The sequence below is a fragment of the Amycolatopsis sp. NPDC004079 genome (assembly GCF_040610415.1).
Classification (GTDB): Bacteria; Actinomycetota; Actinomycetes; order Mycobacteriales; family Pseudonocardiaceae; genus Amycolatopsis; species Amycolatopsis halotolerans.
This window is the reverse complement of the sequence record NZ_JBEXMH010000017.1, coordinates 87,786-107,264: the sequence shown is the minus strand read 5'-3', so window position 1 is coordinate 107,264 and position 19,479 is coordinate 87,786. Positions and strand designations below refer to the sequence as shown.

Genomic DNA, 19,479 nt, shown 5'->3' with positions numbered 1-19,479 from the left:
TTCCGGCATGCCGGGCAGAAACCGGGTGACGCTGCGTGAGGTCGCCGAGCACGCACAGGTGTCCGTAGCGACAGTTTCCCGCGTACTGGCCGGAAACTACCCCGTTGCTACTGAAACCCGCCGCCGCGTCGAACAGTCGATCCAAGCACTCGACTACGTCGCCAACGTGCATGCCCGCGCCCTAGCCGGCATCGCCCCGCGGACGGTCGCGTTTGTGCTGCCAGACATCCGCGCACAAGCCTTCGCCCACGCCGCTCAAGGCGTAGAAGTGGCAAGTGCGGAGCATGGAGCACTCTGCCTGATCTGCACAACACAAGGCGACCCAGAACGAGAACGCGCCGTATTCCACCTGCTGCGAGAACAACGAGCCAGCGCGGTAATCCTGATCGGCGGCGTAATCGACGACGAGGAATACCGCAAGAAAATCACCGACCTATCCAACGGACTAACCGCGGCCGATTCCCGCCTAGTCCTGTGTGGACGCCCTCCGGTGGATGGCGTCCCCTCCATCGAATACGCCAACGAAGCCGGTGCCTACGCGGTAACTCAGCACCTACTATCGTCAGGCCACCAAAGAATCCTCTTCCTCGGCGGCCCGACCTCCGGCCCCGCAACCACAACGGTCACCGATCGCCTGGCGGGCTACCGCCGCGCCCTAGGCCATTCCGGCTGGGTACAACCGTCCGACTTCACCCGAGAATCCGGCTACCAGCAACTTTGCGCCCGACTACCCGAAGATTTCACCGCCGTCTTCGCCGCAACAGACCTCGTCGCTGCAGGTGCGCGCGCCGCTTTGCGTTCACACGGCCTACGCGTGCCAGAAGATGTCTCCCTAGTCGGCTACGACGATCTCGATCTAGCGGAGGACTTGGGCCTGACCACCGTCCGAGTGCCCTACGAGGACCTAGGCCGCGCCGCCGTCCACCTCGCCCTTTCCGGCCGGACAGAACATCCTGTGCTGGAAACTTCCGTCGTAGTCCGAACTTCCGTCGCCCACTTCTAGGCGAGCCGCGCCAGCGCCGCCCGGTGCACCGGATACGCAGCCGGTTTCCCCGCCGCGAACAACTCCAACTCCCGGACCGCACTAGCCCCGAGCCGCGCCAGCTCGTTTCCTCGCGATCCGGCCAGATGCGGGGTAAGAAAGACGTTGGGCAATGTCCACAGCGGATGGTCGGGCGGCAGAACTTCCGGCTCCGTCACGTCCAACACCGCTTTGATCCGCCCGGTCGCGAGTTCCCGGGTGAGCGCCGCAGTATTGACGAGCGCACCCCGGGCCGTGTTGACGAGCGTCGCGCCGTCGCGCAGGAGAGCCAACTCCGCGGTGTCCAGCATATTCCGAGTCTCCGGCAGATCCGGTGCCTGCACGGTCACAATGTCGCTGGCCGCCAACAACTCTGGCAGCTCAAGCAACTCCACCCCGAGCCGCGCCGCCCCTTCCCGGTCGAGGAATGGATCAGTCACCGAAACCCGAAAATCGAACGGCCGCAACAGTTCGATGAGCCGCCGCCCAGTCCGCGACGCTCCGATGACACCGACCCGCGCACCGTAGTTGCCCGGTTCCCCGCCCGACGCCGGATCCCCAGGCGTCCGATGGCTTCGGTAGCTCTCGCGCTCCCGGAACGCGTCCTTGCCCGCGAACAAAATCGCCGCCAACGAAAACTCGGCCACCGGGAGCGCGTTCGCGTCGGCCGCTGAGGTGATGCGCAGACCGCGCTCCCAACATGCTTCGGTGACGTGCGCCTTCACCCCGCCCGCCGCATGAAACGCCGCCCGCAACCGAGGAGCCCGCTCAAGCACGTCAGCGGTGATCGGCGGACACCCCCAGCCGGTGATCAGCACTTCGACGTCCGCGAGCTCGACCTCCCCGAAGTTCTCGGCCACCACGTTGGGATCGAGGTCCGCCACCGCACGCAACCGTTCGAGCACCGGAGCGGGAAACAGGCCGGGCACATAGCGAGACGCCATCGCAAACAACGCGCGAGGCCGCTGCGTCATGGGTACCTCCGGGGATAGTAAGCGCTTTCTATCCTAGCCAGGAGGACCGGTCGATTGCATACCGCAGACCGGCTACCTGGAGCCAGTCAGCTGAATCCGACCGACTGGCTCCAGTCGACGACATCCCCGCCGCCCGGATCCGGCCAACAACATCCGGCCAACAACATCCGGCGGACTGTATGCAATGGACAACATCCCGCCGACGCGACGACAGTCGGCTGGATCCGGCCGACCGCCTCTCGCTGAAGACTCTTTGACTGTCACGAGACTCTTTGACTGTCCCGCACGGGGGACCTCCATGACTGCCACGCGCAGCAGACCTTCCTGCCTGCCGCCCGCGGAAGATCTCCCTGAGCGCGGCCGGTCGAACGGGTTCTTGACCGGCATCGGCCGAAGCGCTCTGTCGACGTGGCTCGGCGGGGCTTTTCCTGACTGCCACCCGCCGGAGATCTCCCTGACCGTGGCCCGCCGGAGTCCTTCCTGAACGCCGCCCGTCAAGTCGGGATGTCGGGAAGTCGCACGGATCCCCCGATCGGATCCTGCGGTGTTGCGTACTGGCGACCGTCGTCGGGATTCCGTCCACTTGTCGACTGGCCGCAGGTATGCCGGTCGATTGTATACCGTCCAGTCATCTTCGGGCGGCAGTCGACAAACCCTGCGGTCATTTGCCGAGCGGGGATCGCCGCCCCGGGCGCGATCGACCCAGGCCCCATTGTCAACCCGGGCCCCATTCGGGCTCCATGTCAATCCGGCCTCCGCTTTCACCGTGTTGAGGCCGTCGGCCTGGCTCATCACTGCTGCCGCCTCGAGACCCGTGCAGCTCTTGCCCCGTCCGCGTCGGCTGCGACTGTGACCCTCATCAACAACGCGCGCCAACAACAAGACGCGTATGCAACTATTGCGAAGGCCGACAAGCGGCATCGACACGCAGACCGATACGCAAACCGACACGCAGACCGATACGCAAACCGACACGCAGACCAAGGAGACGCGGGCTCATGCCATTAGCACTGGTAGCGCTGGCCATCGGGGCCTTCGGGATCGGCACCACCGAGTTCGTGATCATGGGCTTGCTCCCCGAGATCGCTGCGGACTTCGGGGTTTCCATCCCGTCCGCGGGCTTTCTGGTGACCGGGTACGCGCTCGGGGTCGTCGCGGGGGCGCCGGTGATGACCATTCTCGGCACGAAGATCAATCGCAAGACGATGCTCATGCTGCTCATGGGCCTGTTCATCGCGGGGAACCTGCTGTCGGCGGTCGCGCCGGCGTTCGGGGTCATGCTCGCGGGGCGGATTGTCGCGTCGCTGGCGCACGGGGCGTTCTTCGGGATCGGCTCGGTCGTCGCGGCGGAACTGGTCGCGCCGGACAAGCGCGCGGGCGCGATCGCGATCATGTTCACCGGGCTCACCGTCGCCAACATCGTCGGCGTGCCGCTCGGGACGTTTGTCGGGCAGGCGGTCGGCTGGCGGGTCACCTTCGGGATCGTTGCGGCGCTTGGCGTTGTCGGGCTGGCGGGAGTCGCGAAGCTGGTGCCGGATCTGCCTCGGCCGGAAGGTGCGCATCTGCGCAAGGAGCTGGCCGCGTTCCGGAACGTTCAGGTTGTTCTCGCGATGGCCATGACGGTTCTCGGCTTCGGCGGTGTCTTCGCGGCAATCACCTACATCGCCCCGATGATGACCGAGATCGCCGGATACTCGGCGGGCGCGGTGACCTGGTTGCTGGTGCTGTTCGGCGTCGGCATGTTCCTCGGCAACCTGACCGGCGGCCGGTTCGCTGACCGCAAGCTCATGCCGATGTTGTACGTCAGCCTCGGCGGCCTCGCGATTGTCCTGGCGCTGTTCACGGTCACCGCGCACAGCAAAATCCTCGCCGCGGCAACGATTCTGCTGATCGGCGCGCTCGGGTTCGCCACGGTGCCGCCGCTGCAGAAGCGCGTTCTCGACCAGGCGCACGGCGCGCCGACGCTCGCCTCCGTCGTCAACATCGGCGCCTTCAACCTCGGCAACGCTCTGTCCGCGTGGCTCGGCGGCGTCGTGATTTCCGCCGGATTCGGTTACACCGCACCGAACTGGGTCGGGGTCGCGCTCGCCGCTTCCGCGCTCGGCCTCGCGATCTGGTCGGCCGCCCTCGAGCGCCGTCCGCGCGTCGCGGTGGCCGAACCCCTTGTCCAGCAGTGAGAAAGGCAATTCGCATGACTGTCCCCAACGTTCGCCTCAACAACGGCGTCGAGATCCCGCAACTCGGCTTCGGCGTCTTCCAGGTCCCGGACGACCAGACCGCCGCCGCGGTGACCAGCGCTCTCGAAGCCGGCTACCGCAGCATCGACACCGCCGCGATCTACGGCAATGAGGCCGGCGTCGGCCGCGCCATCGCCGAGTCCGGGATCTCGCGCGAGGACCTCTTCGTCACCACCAAGCTGTGGAACGACGACCAGGGCTACGACTCCACCCTCCGCGCCTTCGACGCCAGCCTCGCGAAGCTCGGTCTTGACTACGTCGACCTGTACCTGATCCACTGGCCGACGCCCGCCCGCGACCGCTACCTCGACACCTGGCGCGCACTGGAACACCTCGCCAAGGACGGCCGGATCCGCGCCGCCGGCGTGTCCAACTTCCAGCCCGCGCACCTGCGCCGACTGCTCGACAACAGCGGCCTCGTGCCCGCGGTCAACCAGATCGAGTTGCACCCCGGCCTCCAGCAGGCGGAGCTGCGCGCCTTCCACGCCGAACACGGCATCGCGACCGAAGCGTGGAGCCCGCTCGCCCAGGGCGCGGTCTTGACCGACCCGGCGATCACCGAAATCGCCGCGCGCACGGGGAAGTCGGCGGCGCAGGTGGTGCTGCGCTGGCACCTGCAGGTGGGCAACATCGTGATCCCGAAGTCCGTGACGCCCGCCCGGATCCGGCAGAACCTCGACGTCTTCGACTTCGAGCTGACCGACGCCGACCTCACCGCGATCGCCGCCGCCGACCGCGGCCTGCGGACTGGTCCGGACCCGGATCAGCTCAACTGACTGATCGTTGCGAGACAAGGGAAAGCCCGGTCGCCGGGAGCCAACACGGCTCCCGGCGACTTGGTGTATCCGGAGGCCGGGAGTCAGCTGAGAAGCCGCTCGATGGGCGGCGAGGGCTTGCGCGGCGGTCGGCGGGGTTGCCGGAAGTGGCGAGAGCCTGGGGGGAGCTAGTGGGGCTCGGTGGCCAGGTGCCCGGGGCGCCGGGAGCGGCCAACGATCCGCCGATCGGTAGCAAGCTTTGCCGGAGGAGTCAGCGGGCGCGTGATTCCTCCGGCTGCCGCGGTTTTCTCAGAACACCGGACTTTCCCTCCCTTTACCGCCGCACGGCCCGTCCGGTCTGCTGGCACCGACCGGCTCGCTCAGCTGCGACGAGGGCGGCGAGCCGGTTCGAGCATCGGCAGTGTTGCTGCGAGCAGCTTGTCTAGTTCCGTACAAGCCGGGTAGCCGTGACCCCGTTCGGAAAGGCCGTTCGCTCCGCCACGGAGAACACCGTCGGATCGAACACGCCGTCCACCATGGGGATGCCCGCACCGGCCACTACCGGGTAGCTCTTCAGCACGATCTCGTCGATCTCGGGCATCAGCGCTCCGGCCAGTTTGCCGCCGCCGCAGAGCCAGATGTCTTGGCCGGTTTCTTCTTTCTTCAGGTCTTTCACCAGGCCGACCGGGTCGCCGGGGACGACGGTTACGGCTGGGTCGATGTCCGGCTTCAGGGTGCTCGACACGACGTACTGCCGCAGGTGCGCATAGGGACTCGGGACGCTCGGATCGAGCTGGTGCGTCGCGCGGCCCATCAGCACGGTGTCGAATCTGCGGTTCGGGGCGCCTTCGACACCGGCCATGGCGCGGAAGGCGGTCGGGACCGTCTCGGGGTACAGCGAGTTCATGAATCCCATGTAGGCGGCGGTCTGCTGCGCATCTCCTCCCGGGAAGAAGTCGAACTCGTCCCCAGGGCCGGCGATGCGGCCGTCGAGGGTGACTGCGATGTAGTACACGAGCTTTCGCATCTGGTAACTCCGTCTGTAGTACTCTGGTTGAAGTGGTTTGAACCGTACAACTACAACTGGAGTGGTGTCAAATGGTGCGGAGGAACGACCAGCGGCGGGCTGCGCTTGTCGACGGGGCGATCGAGGTCTTGGCGCGGGAAGGGGCGCGCGGGCTGACGTTCCGGGCGGTCGACGCGGAGGCCGGCGTGCCCGCGGGGACGGCGTCCAACTACTTCGCCAATCGCGACGAGCTCTTCACGCAGGCTGGGGCTCGGGTGTACGAGCGGCTGCAGCCAGAGGACGACTCGCTCCCGCCTGGGCTGGAGGACCGGGAGTCGTACGCGCAGTTGATGCGCGACCTGGTCGGCCGGATCGCGGCGTTTCGCACGGGGTACCTCGCGTTGCTGGAGCTCCGGCTCGAGGCGACTCGACGGCCGGAGTTGCGCAGGGTGTTGACGGAGCGGGTCCGGGACGATGTCGAGGGGAATGTTGCGTACCACCTGGCGTCCGGGCTCCCGGGCGACGCGACGGCGGTCAAGTTGCTGATTCTCGCGTTGAACTGGCTGATCGTCGAACAGCTCACGTTGCCGGACGTTTTCTCCGAAGCGGAACGGGAAGAATTGATCACCGAGGCGGTCAAACGCATCATCGGCCCCGAATAAGGACTATCCGGGAGGAAAAGAACCGTTTCGCGGCCCGCTCTCGACCGACAATTTAGGTTTGCCTATCGTAATCTTCGTGCAGTGGGCAGACGCGGTTCCGAACCTCATGATCGGCTTGCGCGAAGGGCTGGAAGCAGGCCTCGTCGTGAGCATCCTGCTGGCCGCGTTGCGCAAGCTGCGGCCGGACGACGGCACGGAAAACGGAGTGTCCACGGCTCCGGTGTGGCTGGGCGTAGTGGGCGCGGTGACCGTAGCGGGTAGTTTCGCCACGATTCTCACCTTTTCCACCGATGTCCTTTCTTCTCGGGCGCAGCAGATCGTCGGCGGCTCGTTGAGTGTGCTCGCGGTATTTCTCGTCACCGGCATGGTGTTTTGGATGCGCCGGACTGCGATGGGGCTTTCCGCGCAATTGCGCGGCGAAGTCGAACGCGCGGTGGCGATCGGCGCGGGCGCGCTGACGCTCACGGCATTCCTGGCTGTCGGCCGCGAAGGGCTGGAGACCACGCTGTTCCTCTGGACGGCGGTGAAGGCGTCCGGCACCACGGTCGCGCCGCTGACCGGAGCGGCGCTCGGGCTCGGCATCGCGATCCTGCTGTGCTGGCTGCTCTACCGCCGAGCCGTGAAACTCAACCTCGGCGTTTTCTTCAGCCGTACCGCTTTCGTGCTGATCGTCATCGCGGCCGGCGTCCTCTCCTACGGCCTCGGCGACCTGCAGGACGGGGGAGTGCTGCCCGGCCAGAGCTGGGTCGCGTTCGACCTCACCGGCACGCTCGACCCGAACTCGTGGTGGGTTTCGCTGATCAGCGGCGTCACCGAGCTGACGCCCAGGATGACCGTGCTGCAGGTGACGGCCTGGCTCGGTTACCTCGCCGTCGTGATCCCGCTGTTCGTCAAGGCCGGGCGGCGGCCGATCGAGCGGAAGCCGGAAAGCGAAGCCGCGCCGGCCGGGAAGTGGGAACGGCTCGCGGGTAAGCACACTGTGCTCGTCGCGGGCGCGCTGGTGCTGGTACCGGTCGCGGTGGCGGCTTTGGTGATCGCCGCGCTTCCCCAAGCCGCGACGGGTTCCACGGTTTCGGTGGGCGAGCACGACTGCGCGCCCGAATGGAAGTCCGCGCAGGCCGGGACGCAAAGCATCACCGTCACCAACAAAACCGCGAAGGCGGGCGAGATCCGGCTCGACGACAGCAGCGGCGGGATCGTCGCGGAGATCGAGACGATCGGTCCGGCCACGAGTGCCACGATGTCGGCGACGCTGGCCGACGGGTCCTACACCTTCCACTGCCTGATGTCCGGGCAGGCCACGACCGCGTCGGCTCCGGTGCAGGTCAGTGGTGGTGCGGCCAACGACGGGCCAGCGCCGGTCAAACCGGTCACCACAGAAGATCTCGCCGGACCGAATCAGAAATATCTCGGTTACGCCGCCCAGCAGCTCGCCGCGGTGTCGATCGCGGTGAGTACGGTCCGCGCGGATTTGGCGGCAAATAACACTGAGGCGGCGAAGAAAGATTGGCTCGCCGCGCAGCTCGCGTGGGAGCGCGTGGGGGCGTCCTACAACAGCTTCGGCGACGCTGGCACTGCGGTCGACGGCCTGCCCAACGGCCTGCCCGCGGCCGCGGCCGATCCTGGCTTCACCGGGTTGCACCGCTTGGAGTACGGCCTGTGGCACGGTCAGGCTCCGGCGTCGCTGGTCCCGGTCGCCGACCAGCTCACGCAGGATCTCGCGGCCCTGCGCGGAAAACTCGCCACCGACGACGTCGCGGGCGATCCCACGAAGCTGCCGATCCGCGCGCACGAAATCCTCGAGGACGCGATCCGCGATCATCTGTCCGGAATGGACGATCAAGGCAGCGGAACTGCTTACGCCGCAACGGATGCGGACATCGACGTCACCCGAACTGTGCTGGCCGAGCTGACTCCGCTGCTCACCGAGCGTGCTCCCAACCTGGTCCAGACGGCGGCAAAGCAGCTCGACACGCTGCACGAAGCGCTGGCCAACCACGCGCCCAGCACCCTCGCCCAACGCCAGGCGGTGAACGGCGCGGCCGGGGCTGTCGTCGAGACGCTGTCCGCGGCGCCCACTCTGCTCGAAGTTCCTCCGAGCCACTGATCGGCTGGTGAATCCCGAAGTGACGAACGTCAATCGCCGCAACTTCCTGAAAGGCGCGGCCGCCGGCGCGGCAGGCACCGCGCTCACCGGAGGCGTGCTGATCGGCGGCGCCCAAGCCGACGAACGCTCCGCCGGCGCGGCACCGGCCCCGGCGACCGAGCACCCGTTCCACGGCGCGAACCAGTCCGGCGTGCTCACCCCGGCTCCGGCGGAAAAGCAGGCTTCCGCGGCCTTCGTGGCATTCGACCTGCTCAGCGGCTCGAAGACGGACCTGATCGCGCTCCTGCACACGCTCACCGACCGGGCCCGGTTCCTCACCACCGGCGGAACGCCGCCGAACCTGGGCGTCGGAAGACCGCCGTCGGACAGCGAGGTGCTCGGCCCGTCCGTCCTCGCCGACGGCCTCACCGTCACGGTTTCGTTCGGTGCCAGCCTTTTCGACCGCGTCGGCCTCGGCGCGCACAAACCGAAAAAGCTGACGCCGATGAAGGTCTTCCCCGACGACGCGCCGGAAGCCGCCTGGATGCACGGGGATCTGCTGATCCAATTGTGCGCCAACAACCCGGACACCGTGCACCACGCGCTCCGCGACCTCACCCGGCACACCCGCGGCGCGATGCAGCTGCGGTGGAAGATGCACGGCTACAACCCGCCGCCGCGGCCGTCCGGCGCGGGCCGGAATCTGCTGGGGTTCAAGGACGGCACGGCGAACCCGGTCGGCGGCGAGGCGAACGGGCTGGTGTGGGTCGACGATCCGGCCGAGCCGGTCTGGGCGCGCGGCGGCAGCTATCAGGTGGTGCGGCTGATCCGGATGCTGGTCGAGTTCTGGGACCGGGTGTCGATCAACGAGCAGGAGAAGATGTTCGGCCGCCGCCGCGATTCGGGCGCCCCGCTGGACGGCAACACGGAAACCGACAACCCGAACTACTCCGCCGACCCCCAGGGCGCGGTGATCCCGCTGACCTCGCACATCCGCAAGGCCAACCCGCGCACGCCCGCCACCGACAACCAGCGCCTGGTCCGCCGCTCCTACAACTACGACCTCGGCGTGGACGCGAACGGCGAACTCCAGGCCGGGCACGTGTTCGTCTGCTACCAGCAGGACGTGCGGCGGCAGTTCGAGACGGTGCAGCAGCGGCTGGCCGGCGAGCCGCTGGTGGACTACGTGCAGCCGTTCGGCGGCGGATACTTCTTCACGCTGCCGGGCGTCCGCGACCAGAACGACTGGTACGCGAGCGGACTGTTTGGTTAGGCTAACCTTGCTTTGGTCGTCGTGGTGCGGTGCAATGAGGTATGGACCTGTACTCGATCGGCGAGGTGTCGGCGCGCTTCGCCGTGCCGGTTTCGACGCTGCACTACTGGGAGAGCTGCGGCCTGATCGAGCCGCGCCGCCGCTCCGGCTGGCGGTTTTACGACCGGGACCAGCTGTATCGGATCGCGCTGATCCGCACCTGGCGGGAGACCGGCCACCTGAGCCTCGACGACATCGCCGTGCTGCTCGGGAGCCGCGGCCAGTCCGGCGATTGGCGGGGCACGGTCACCGCTCGGATCGAGGCGATCCAGGCTGAGGTGAGTCGGCTGCTCGACGCGCAGGCGTATCTGCAGCACCTCATGACGTGTCGCCACGACGGCGCCCTGGACGAGTGTCCCCGCTTCCGTGCCGGGGTTGATCTGCCGGTCGCCAAAGCGGTCAAGTAGTCGCAGTGGAGCGCCCCAATGTGGCATTGGGTGCATGCGACGCACCCAATGTGGCGTTCGGTGCGCCTGACGCACCCAATGCCACATTGGGGGCGTCGCGGATCGTGGCGGCGGTGGCTCGGATGCGGGCTTGCTCTGCTGCGAGATCGGGTGGCACGCCATCGCGACACCTGATTTTTCGGGTGGCACCACGCTCTGAACTGGGGTTTTGCTCTCAACGGTGCCGTAGTGGTGCCAAGGTGAGCCAAGGTGGCTTGTGGTGGTGCCAAGCGTGTGCCATAGTGGTGCCATGGACTTGACCACGTACGTAAGCAACCTCGGGCGGGAATTCGCGACGCTGGCCGAGGCCAGCGGCGAAGAGGGACGCGCGCTGGTCGAGCGGCTGACCGGATCGCTCGAATCGGCGATCCGGATGACCCTCCTGGACACGCTGTCCGGCGCCGTCGACGAGATCACCCGGGACCTCGCGCCCGGCTCGGTCGAATTGCGCCTGCGCGGCCGCGACCCGAACTTCGTCGTGACCTCGCCGCCCGCCGAGCCCGCTCCGGCCGCCGCGCCCGCGGCGGAACCGCTGCCGGAGAGCAGCGAGCCGCTGTTCTCCGAGGACGGGCCGTCGGCGCGGATCAACGTGCGGCTGCCCGAACAGCTCAAAGCCGCGGTCGAGGAGGCCGCCGCCAAGGAGGGCCGTTCGGTCAACGCGTGGCTCGTCCGGGCGGCCACCGCGGCGTTGCAGCAGCGGCCCGAACGCGAGCAGCGCTTCGAACCGCCCGGCGGCAGTTTCTCCAAGCAGAGCTTCACCGGCTGGGTCCGGTAGCTCCCTTCTTCACTCACTCCTTCACCCGTCTCTGACCTGCGGAGACGGCACACCTAACCGAAATGTGGGGACAACCATGCCTAAATTCGATACTCCCGAACCGATTTCCGTCACCGTCGACCTCGGCGTCGGCCAGGTCCGGTTCGCCGCGAGCGACCGCGTCGACACGGTCGTCGACGTCCGCCCGACCGACGAGTCGGACGACTCCGACGTCAAGACCGCCAAGCAGATCCGCGTCGAGTACGGCAACGGCACGCTGCACATCACCGGCCCGAAGATGCGGGCGTTCGACTTCTCCCGCAAGACCCGCTCGGTCGACGTGACGGTCGAACTTCCCACCGGCTCCCGGGTTTCCGCCGAGGTGCAGGCTGGCGCCTTCCAGGGCTCCGGCGAACTCGGGCAGACGCGGCTCAAGACCGCGGCCGGGAACGTCAGCCTCGACCGCACCGGCCCGCTGCGCGTCGACACCTCGGTCGGCCACGTCACGGTCGACGGGGTCGCGGGCGACGCCGAGGTCACCAGCGCGTCCGGCCGGATCCGGCTCGGCCCGGTCGACGGGACCGCGGTGGTCAAGAACTCCAACGGCGACACCACGATCGACTCGGCCGGCGGCGACGTCCGGGTGCGCGCGGCCAACGGCGACATCACGGTCGAGCACGCCGGCGCGGGGGTCGACGCGAAGACGTCCAACGGCGCCATCTCGCTCGGCGAGGTCGTCCGCGGTTCGGTCCTGCTCGAGAGCGCGATCGGCGACCTGCGGATCGGCATCGCGAAGGGCACCGCGGCCTGGCTCGACGTGAAGACCAACTTCGGCCACGTGCGCAACCAGCTGGAGACCTCGGCCAGCCCGGGTGAGTCCAAGGAGACCGTCGAGGTCCGCGGGCACACCGCGTTCGGCGAAATCGTCATCCACCGCTCCTGATCACAGTCTTGGAGAAACCTATGTCCAGCAACCATTCCCGGCCGGCGATCGCCGCCACCGGACTGCGCAAATCCTTCGGCGATCACCTCGTGCTCGACGGCATCGACCTCTCCGTCGCCCGCGGCACAGTCTTCTCGCTGCTCGGCGCGAACGGCGCGGGCAAGACCACCACGGTCAAGATTCTGTCCACTTTGATCAATGCCGACGGCGGCGCGGCGCAGGTCGCCGGGTACGACGTCGCCTCGGAAGCCGACGGGGTGCGCGCCTCGATCGGCGTCACCGGCCAGTTCTCCGCGGTCGACAATCTGCTGACCGCCGAGGAAAACCTCCTGCTGATGGCGGATCTGCACCACCTCGACCGCGCCGCGCGGCAGCGGCGTGCGGCGGAGCTGCTCGAACAGTTCGATCTCGTCGAAGCGGCGAAGAAGCCGGTGTCGACGTTCTCCGGTGGCATGCGGCGCCGGCTCGACCTGGCGATGACGCTCGTCGGCAGCCCGCGGGTGATCTTCCTCGACGAGCCGACGACCGGCCTGGACCCGCGCAGCCGCCGGGCGATGTGGGAGATCGTGCGCAAGCTGGTGGCCGGCGGGGTCACGATTTTCCTTACCACGCAATACCTCGAAGAGGCCGACGAACTGGCCGACCGGATCGCGGTGCTCGACCGCGGGCGGATTGTCGCCGAGGGCACCGCGGAAGAGCTCAAGCGCCAGATCCCCGGCGGGCACGTCCAGTTGCGCTTCGAAGAAGAGGCCGACCTCCTCCACGCACAGCGTGCGCTGAGCGAGGCGTCCCGGCAGAACGACGCGCTCGTGCTGCGCGTGCCCAGCGACGGCAGCCTGCAGTCGCTCAAATCGCTGATCGACCGGCTCGACTCGCTTTCGGTGAAGGTCGACGAACTTTCCGTGCACACGCCTGATCTCGACGACGTATTCCTTGCCCTCACCGGCAACCCCACTGACGAAAAGGTGACTTCCCGATGACCGCGCCCGCTCTCGCCGGACCCGACCTGCGCTTCCACCCGGTCCGCGATTCGATGACCATGCTGCGCCGGAATCTCAAGCACATGCTCCGGTACCCGTCGCTGACGATCATGCTGGTCGGCATGCCGGTGGTGTTCCTGCTGCTGTTCGTCTACGTTTTCGGCGGCACGCTCGGCGCCGGATTGGGCGGGGCCGGCGGCGGCAGAGCCGAATACGCCAACTTCGTCGCGCCGACGATTCTGCTGATGACCATTACCGCCACGGTGCAGGGAACGGCGATTTCGGTGGCGATGGACCTGACCGAAGGCGTCATCGCCCGGTTCCGGACCATGCATATCGCCCGGGTTTCGGTGCTGACCGGGCACGTGCTCGGCAGTGTGCTGCAAGCGTTGTTCGGGCTCGTGGTGGTCACCGGGGTCGCGTTGCTGGTCGGCTTCCGGCCCGCCGCCGGGGTCGGCTCGTGGTTCGCCGCGGTCGGGTTCCTCGTGGTGGTGGCGCTCGCGCTGGTGTGGCTGTGCGTCGCGCTCGGCCAGGTGAGCAAGAGCGTCGAATCGGCCAGCAACACGCCGATGCCGTTGCTGCTCCTGCCTTTCCTCGGCAGCGGGTTCGTGCCCGCCGATTCGATGCCGGGCGCGCTGCGGTGGTTCGCCGAGTACCAGCCGTTCACTCCGATCATCGAAACCCTGCGCGCGCTGCTGCTCGACAAGCCGCTCGGCAACCACCTGTGGTTCGCGCTCGGCTGGTGCGCCGTGCTGGGCGTCGGCGGTTACCTCTGGTCCAAGAAGCTTTTCAATCGCGAATACGCACACTGAAAGGGGCACGGGGATGACTGAGGAAGACGTGGTGCAGGGGGTTCCGCTGGGGCGGACGCAGGGGTGTCCGTTCGACCCGCCGCAGTCGCTGACCGAGGTGCGGGACCGGGCTCCGCTGACGCGGATGGTGTTTCCGGACGGGCACGTCGGGTGGCTGGCCACCGGGCACGCGGAGGTCCGGGCGATTCTGGGGGATCAGCGGTTCAGCAACCGGTACGAATTGTGGCACTACCCGTTTCCCGGGATGGAGCAGTTTTCGGAACTGCCGCCGGCTCCGGTGGGGGACATGACGGGGATTGACGCGCCGGAGCACACGCGGTTCCGGAAGCTGCTGACGGGGAAGTTCACGGTTCGGCGGATGCGGTTGCTCGGTGATCGGGTCGCTGAGGTCGCGGACGAGTATTTGGATTTGATGGAGAAGGCCGGGCCTGGGGTCGATCTGGTTTCGGCTTATGCGCATCCGGTGCCCGCGGTGATGATTTGCGAGCTGCTCGGGGTTCCTTATTCGGATCGGGCGTCGTTCCTGGGGTACGCGGCGGCGATCAGCGATGTCGGTCTTTCCGATGAGGAGAGGATGACTGCTTATGGCCAGTTGCAGGATTATGTGGCTTCGTTGGTACCGGCTAAGCGGTCCTCGCCTACGGACGATCTGTTCAGTGATCTGACCGGCAGTGATTTGACTGACGAGGAGCTGGCTGGGCTGGGGACGTTCCTGCTCGCCGCCGGGTTGGACACTACGGCGAATATGGTGGCGTTGGGGACTTATGCGCTGTTGAACAACCCGGAGCAGTGGGCTGTGGTCCGGGATGAGCCCGAGGCTGCTGGCGGGGCGGTCGAGGAGTTGATGCGGTATCTGTCCATTGCGCACACTGGGGTTCGGGCCGCGTTGACCGACGTTGAGGTCGGGGGATCGGTGATTCGGGCCGGGGAGTCCGTGGTGGTGTCCGTGCAGGCCGCGAATCGGGACCCGCTGAAGTTTGAGCGGCCGGACGAGTTGGACGTTCGGCGGGTCGCGACCGGGCATGTGGGGTTCGGGCATGGGATTCATCAGTGTTTGGGGCAGCAGTTGGCCCGGGTGGAGATGAGTGTGGCGTTGCCTGCGTTGGTTCGGCGGTTTCCGACACTGCGGGTGGCGGGGGAGGTGCCGTTGCGGCCTGAGGTGCAGAATATTTACGGGGTTGTGAAGCTGCCTGTCGCGTGGTGAGTTCCGGGCGGGACGGACTCTCTCGCTTGTGATTGGCTGACACTGGCTCGGTGCCCTCGACAGCGCCGAGCCAGTGCTGACTGTGGCAGGGCGGAGTGGTCGTCCTGGTGAGTTGCGAGAGGGGCTGGCGGTCGTGGTTGACGCGGATGCGGTGTGCGCGGGGGTTCGGGAGCTGGGGGTTTCTGACGGCGGGGTGGTGATTGTGCATTCGTCGTTGTCCGCGTTCGGGGACGTGGACGGTGGCGCGGATGCGGTGGTGCGTGGGCTGCTGCGGGCGGTGGGGTCCGCGGGGACGGTGGTGGTGCCCGCGTTTACGCCGCAGGTGACGGATCCGTTTCCGGACGTCGTGGTGCCGGGGGACGCTGAGGTTGAGGAGGCGCGGGGGAGGGTGCCGTTGTTTCATGAGGGGCTGGTCACGCCGATGGGGGCGGTGCCCAACGCGGTGCTGAGGTGGGAGGGACGGTCGCGTAGTCGGCATCCGCAGGTGTCGGTGGCGGCGGTGGGGGCTCGGGCGGCGGAGGTGACCCGGCGGCAGCCGCTGGGGTATGCGGTGGGGCTGGGGTCGCCGTTTGACTGGCTGTATCGGGAGCGGGCGCGGATTGTGTTGCTGGGGGTCGGGCATGGTCGGAACTCGTTCCTGCACTACGCGGAATCTTCGGTGCCGCATCATCGGCGGAAGGTGCGGCGGTTTCCGTACCTTGTGGACGGGGAGCGGGTGTGGGTGCGAACCGACGACGTCGGGGACGACAACGGGCGCTTCTTCCCTCAGGTCGGGGCCGAATTCGTGGAGACGGGCGGCGTGCGGCGGGGGAAGATCGGTGCCGCCGATTGCCAAGTGATGGACTGTGTACCGCTCGTAGCGTTCGCCCAGCGCAGGCTGGGAGAGCTGCTGCGGTGAAGCCGGCACCTATACTCGGGCGTTGTGACTGAAGGGTTCTCGCAGGTGGTGGAGCGGTGCCGGGCGTTCCTGGAGGAACGACGGCCGCCCACGCCGTGTCTCGTGATGGACCTTGACGTGGTTCGGGGGAACTGCGAGCGGCTCCACAGAGCGTTGCCGGAAGCTCGGATGTACTACGCGGTCAAGGCTAATCCGGTGCCGGAGGTCGTGCGGGTACTTCGGCAAGCGGGGGCTGGGTTTGACGTTGCCGGGCGCGAGGAGATCGAGTTGTGTCTCGCGCAGGGGGTGCGGCCGGAGTTGCTGTCTTATGGCAACACGGTGAAGAAGGCGCGGGACATCGAGTTCGCGCACCGGGTCGGGGTGCGGCGGTTTACCTTTGACAGCCTTGAGGATCTGGAGAATCTCGCGGAGTTCGCGCCAGGGGCCGCTGTTTCTTGCCGGATTCTGGTGGACAGTCCTGGGGCGCTGACGCCCTTCGGGCGGAAGTTCGGTTGCAGCACCGAGATGGCGGTCGACCTGGTGGTGCGGGCGGCTGAGTTGGGCCTCGATCCGGAGGGCGTCGCGTTTCACGTGGGGTCTCAGCACGGTGATCCGCGGGCTTGGGAAGTCGGGATCGCTGCCGCGGCTGAGGTGACCCGTGCGGTAGCCGAGCGCGGGGTTTCGTTGCGGGGGTTGAATATCGGCGGCGGATTTCCGGTGGGGTATCTGACTGAGCCGCCGCCGTTGGGGGACTACGCGGCGGTTATTCGCGAAGCGGTGGGTCGGCATTTCGCGGTCGCGCCCGCGTTGTCGTTCGAGCCGGGGCGGGCGGTGGTGGCGTCGGCTGGGGTGATTCGCAGCGAGGTGGTGCTGGTGTCGCGCAAGTCTTCGGCGGACGAGCGGCGTTGGGTGTACCTGGACATCGGCCGTTATGGCGGGCTTGCTGAGACGGAGAACGAGGCCATCGCGTATCGGCTGGTTACCGCGCACGACGGCGGTCCGGACGGGCCTGTGGTGATCGCGGGGCCGACTTGCGACGGGGACGACGTGCTTTATCAGCGCACGCCGTATCGGCTGCCGTTGGCGTTGCGGGCGGGGGATTACGTCGACATTCCGGACACCGGAGCGTACACGCAAAGTTACTCTTCGGTGTCGTTCAACGGGTTTCCGCCGCTGCGGTCCTACTTCGTCGGCGGGGAGGCCGGCGGGATCGGGGAGTTCGCTGGACGGCATGTGCTGGCTGAGTTTTCCGGGGTGGCCGCGGAGGTGCTCGACGATCCGGCATTTCTGTGCGAGAGCTTGGAACGTGCGCTGGACAAGGCTGGCGCGACGGTGTGCGAGTTGACGTACAAGCAGTTCGAGCCGCACGGGGTGACGGCGATGGCTTTGCTTTCGGAGTCGCACGCTTCGATTCACACGTATCCGGAGCGCGGGTCGGCGTTCGTGGATGTGTTCACGTGCGGGCGCAAGGCGGATCCGGAGCTGGCGGTTCAGTTGCTGCGGGACTTGCTCGGCGCGAGCGTTTCGCGGGTCACCACTATCCACAGAGGACAGGAAGACAGTTGAACATCGAGGAACCGGTCGGCGCTGGGCTGACGCGGCTGTGGCAGGTTTCGGACGTTGTGGTCGACACGCGGACTGCTTATCAGCATTTGGTGATCGGCAAGACGGCGCAGGGGATTTCGCTGTTCTGCGACGACGAGCGGCAGAGTACCGAGTTCAGCCAGCTCGTGTATCACGAGGCGTTGCTGGTGCCCGCGTTGCTGCTGGCGTCCACTGTGGACCGGGTGCTGGTGGTCGGGTCCAGCGAAGGCGTGGTGTGCCAGATCGCGGCCGAGGCGGGGGCTTCGGTCGATCACGTGGACATCGATGCCGAGGCGGTTCGGCTTTGTGCGGCGCATCTTCCGTATGGGTACTCGTCGGCTGAGCTGGCCCGGGCGGAGCGTGGCGAGGGGCCGGTTCGGGTGCATTACGCCGACGGGTGGGAGTACGTCCACACTTGCGGCGAGAAGTACGACGTCGTGTTGGTGGATCTGCCCGATGAGCAGGATTCCACTGAGGCCCAGCACAATCGTTTGTACAGCGCGGAATTCCTGGCTCAGTGCCGGTCGTTGCTGACGCCTGGTGGGGTAGTGGCGTATCAGGGCGGGTGCCCGACGTTGTGGCGGAACTCGACGTTGGTGAAGTGCTGGCGTCGGTTCGAGGACGTCTTCCCGACGCCGGTCTACTTTGGCTCGCCGGAGCATGAGTGGGCGTTTTTCTTTGGGACGGACGTGGAAGCGCCGGTGGAGACGATGGTGGAGCGGTTGCCGACGCTGTCGTATCGGCCGGTGACGATTGATGCCCTGACGTTGCGGGGCGCTACGGTGCCGCCGATCAGTCTTCGCCGGTGAAAGCGTTCGATTGACCGGACTAGTGGGTTCCCGGATTCGGCAGGGGAGTCGGGGTCGTGACGGGCTCGTCGGACGGGCCGGTGTTGCCGGATTTCGTTCCGGGTTCCCAGCCTGCTCCGGGGACCTGGCCCTGGGGGCGCGGGTTGAGCGGCGGTTCGTAGACGCGGTCTCGGATTGCGTCGCTGGGGGCGCGGCCGGTCGCTGCTGAATGCGCGGGCTTCGGCGCTGGGTTGCTGTGGTGCGTGGGATGCGCGCTGGCGGGCTTCGCGGCGGGTGGTGCCGGAGTCGGCGATACGGCGGCTGGGATCGGCGAAGCGGCAGCCGGGGCGGGTGATGCGGCAACCGGGGAAGGCGAAGCCGAGGAAGGCGCGGAAGCGGCCACCGGAGTGGGCTGTTCGCTGCTGGAAGTCAGCCCCATGGTCACCGCGATCGCCGTACCAGCCACCGCTGCGGCGGCCAGCAGGATTCCCCGTCTTCGATGCATGAGCGGATCCAACTGCCGCTCCCGATCGGTGTCAAGCGCCGGAGAACCAGCCCGGCAGATCCAGTCGCGCGGAGTCTGGCGACGCGACCTTCCGCAGGTCCTCCTCCAAGGCACGAAGCCGTCCGGCGCCGAGGGTTTCAGACCACTCCGCGCGTAGTCGGTCGAAGATCTGCGCGGACTTGGCCAGGCAGTCGAGACCTCGGTCGGTCAGGCGCACCAGCATGCGGCGGCCGTCGTCGGGGTCGCGTTCCCGGTGGACGTAGCCCAGCCGCTCAAGGGTGTCGATCGTCTTGCCCGCGGCCTGCTTGGTCACGCCGAGAGCGCGGCCCAGGTCGACGGCGGTCGTGCCCGACGGGCCGATCGCCTGGAAGACGAAGCCGTGCATCGGGCGGACGTCGGGGTGGCCTTGCTTCGCGAGTTCGGCGTGCAGGTCGTCGATCAGGCTGCGGAAGCCGAACAACAGGCGCAGCGGCAGCTCGTATCCGGGCGGATCGCTTGACATGGGTAGACAACCTCGTTGACTATATTGACAA

18 protein-coding genes and 1 pseudogene are annotated in these 19,479 nt (G+C 67.3%); 16 read left to right on the top strand and 3 right to left on the bottom strand.

Annotated features, from left to right (window positions below):
* Nucleotides 1-25: 25 nt before the first annotated feature.
* Nucleotides 26-1,003, top strand: a complete 978-nt coding sequence (locus ABZX37_RS19700; RefSeq protein ID WP_354741367.1) for a LacI family DNA-binding transcriptional regulator — start codon at nt 26-28, stop codon at nt 1,001-1,003.
* Here the strand turns inward: ABZX37_RS19700 and ABZX37_RS19695 are convergent.
* Nucleotides 1,000-1,995 (bottom strand): hydroxyacid dehydrogenase, encoded by a 996-nt coding sequence (locus tag ABZX37_RS19695; protein WP_354741363.1) that lies wholly within the window; start codon nt 1,993-1,995, stop codon nt 1,000-1,002. The two genes, ABZX37_RS19700 and ABZX37_RS19695, sit on opposite strands and share 4 nt — an antisense overlap.
* Before the next feature lie 998 nt (nt 1,996-2,993).
* Here ABZX37_RS19695 and ABZX37_RS19690 point away from each other — a divergent pair.
* Entirely contained in the window at nt 2,994-4,172 is a 1,179-nt protein-coding gene (locus ABZX37_RS19690) for an MFS transporter (RefSeq protein ID WP_354741361.1), read from the top strand.
* Between the two features lie 14 nt (nt 4,173-4,186).
* Entirely contained in the window at nt 4,187-5,008 is an 822-nt protein-coding gene (locus ABZX37_RS19685; RefSeq protein WP_354741359.1) for an aldo/keto reductase, read from the top strand.
* 421 nt (nt 5,009-5,429) lie between these two features.
* Here ABZX37_RS19685 and ABZX37_RS19680 read toward each other — a convergent pair whose 3' ends face one another.
* Nucleotides 5,430-6,014 (bottom strand): dihydrofolate reductase family protein, encoded by a 585-nt coding sequence (locus ABZX37_RS19680; protein WP_354741357.1) that lies wholly within the window; start codon nt 6,012-6,014, stop codon nt 5,430-5,432.
* Nucleotides 6,015-6,085: 71 nt separating this feature from the next.
* Here ABZX37_RS19680 and ABZX37_RS19675 point away from each other — a divergent pair, with 71 nt between their 5' ends.
* The 13 genes and pseudogenes from ABZX37_RS19675 to ABZX37_RS19615 all read left to right on the top strand — a co-directional run bounded on the left by ABZX37_RS19675 (nt 6,086) and on the right by ABZX37_RS19615 (nt 18,462).
* Nucleotides 6,086-6,655: a TetR family transcriptional regulator gene (locus ABZX37_RS19675; protein ID WP_354741355.1), complete on the top strand. Its 570-nt coding sequence runs from the start codon at nt 6,086-6,088 to the stop codon at nt 6,653-6,655.
* A gap of 76 nt (nt 6,656-6,731) precedes the next feature.
* Nucleotides 6,732-8,762, top strand: a complete 2,031-nt coding sequence (gene efeU, locus ABZX37_RS19670) for an iron uptake transporter permease EfeU (protein WP_354741353.1) — start codon at nt 6,732-6,734, stop codon at nt 8,760-8,762.
* A 19-nt stretch (nt 8,763-8,781) separates the two neighbouring features.
* On the top strand, nt 8,782-10,014 hold the full coding sequence (locus ABZX37_RS19665; RefSeq protein WP_354741351.1) for a Dyp-type peroxidase: 1,233 nt from the start codon (nt 8,782-8,784) through the stop codon (nt 10,012-10,014).
* A gap of 41 nt (nt 10,015-10,055) precedes the next feature.
* Entirely contained in the window at nt 10,056-10,460 is a 405-nt protein-coding gene (locus ABZX37_RS19660; RefSeq protein ID WP_354741349.1) for a MerR family transcriptional regulator, read from the top strand.
* Nucleotides 10,461-10,749: 289 nt separating this feature from the next.
* Nucleotides 10,750-11,274, top strand: coding sequence for a YlcI/YnfO family protein (locus tag ABZX37_RS19655; RefSeq protein ID WP_354741347.1), 525 nt, complete (start codon nt 10,750-10,752; stop codon nt 11,272-11,274).
* A gap of 76 nt (nt 11,275-11,350) precedes the next feature.
* Nucleotides 11,351-12,196 carry a DUF4097 family beta strand repeat-containing protein gene (locus ABZX37_RS19650; RefSeq protein WP_354741345.1) on the top strand — a complete coding sequence of 282 codons (846 nt, stop codon included), beginning with the start codon at nt 11,351-11,353 and terminating at the stop codon, nt 12,194-12,196.
* Between the two features lie 20 nt (nt 12,197-12,216).
* Complete coding sequence (locus ABZX37_RS19645; RefSeq protein ID WP_354741343.1) at nt 12,217-13,176, top strand: ATP-binding cassette domain-containing protein; 960 nt, start codon at nt 12,217-12,219, stop codon at nt 13,174-13,176.
* Nucleotides 13,173-13,988, top strand: a complete 816-nt coding sequence (locus ABZX37_RS19640; RefSeq protein ID WP_354741341.1) for an ABC transporter permease — start codon at nt 13,173-13,175, stop codon at nt 13,986-13,988. The genes ABZX37_RS19645 and ABZX37_RS19640 overlap by 4 nt, the downstream gene beginning before the upstream one ends.
* 13 nt (nt 13,989-14,001) lie before the next feature.
* A complete protein-coding gene (locus tag ABZX37_RS19635; protein WP_354741339.1) occupies nt 14,002-15,192 on the top strand; it encodes a cytochrome P450 in 1,191 nt (396 codons plus the stop codon).
* Between the two features lie 133 nt (nt 15,193-15,325).
* The gene (locus tag ABZX37_RS19630; RefSeq protein WP_354741337.1) at nt 15,326-16,090 is read left to right on the top strand and encodes an AAC(3) family N-acetyltransferase; all 765 of its coding nucleotides are present in this window, start codon (nt 15,326-15,328) and stop codon (nt 16,088-16,090) included.
* A gap of 105 nt (nt 16,091-16,195) precedes the next feature.
* A pseudogene (locus ABZX37_RS19625) lies at nt 16,196-17,182 on the top strand (type III PLP-dependent enzyme); the annotation flags it as partial.
* 96 nt (nt 17,183-17,278) lie between these two features.
* Nucleotides 17,279-17,635 (top strand): adenosylmethionine decarboxylase, encoded by a 357-nt coding sequence (gene speD, locus ABZX37_RS19620; protein WP_354741469.1) that lies wholly within the window; start codon nt 17,279-17,281, stop codon nt 17,633-17,635.
* Nucleotides 17,632-18,462: a spermidine synthase gene (locus tag ABZX37_RS19615; protein WP_354741335.1), complete on the top strand. Its 831-nt coding sequence runs from the start codon at nt 17,632-17,634 to the stop codon at nt 18,460-18,462. Before speD ends, ABZX37_RS19615 begins: the two co-directional genes overlap by 4 nt.
* 515 nt (nt 18,463-18,977) lie before the next feature.
* Here the strand turns inward: ABZX37_RS19615 and ABZX37_RS19610 are convergent.
* On the bottom strand, nt 18,978-19,448 hold the full coding sequence (locus ABZX37_RS19610; RefSeq protein ID WP_354741333.1) for a MarR family winged helix-turn-helix transcriptional regulator: 471 nt from the start codon (nt 19,446-19,448) through the stop codon (nt 18,978-18,980).
* Between the last annotated feature and the right edge of the window lie 31 nt (nt 19,449-19,479).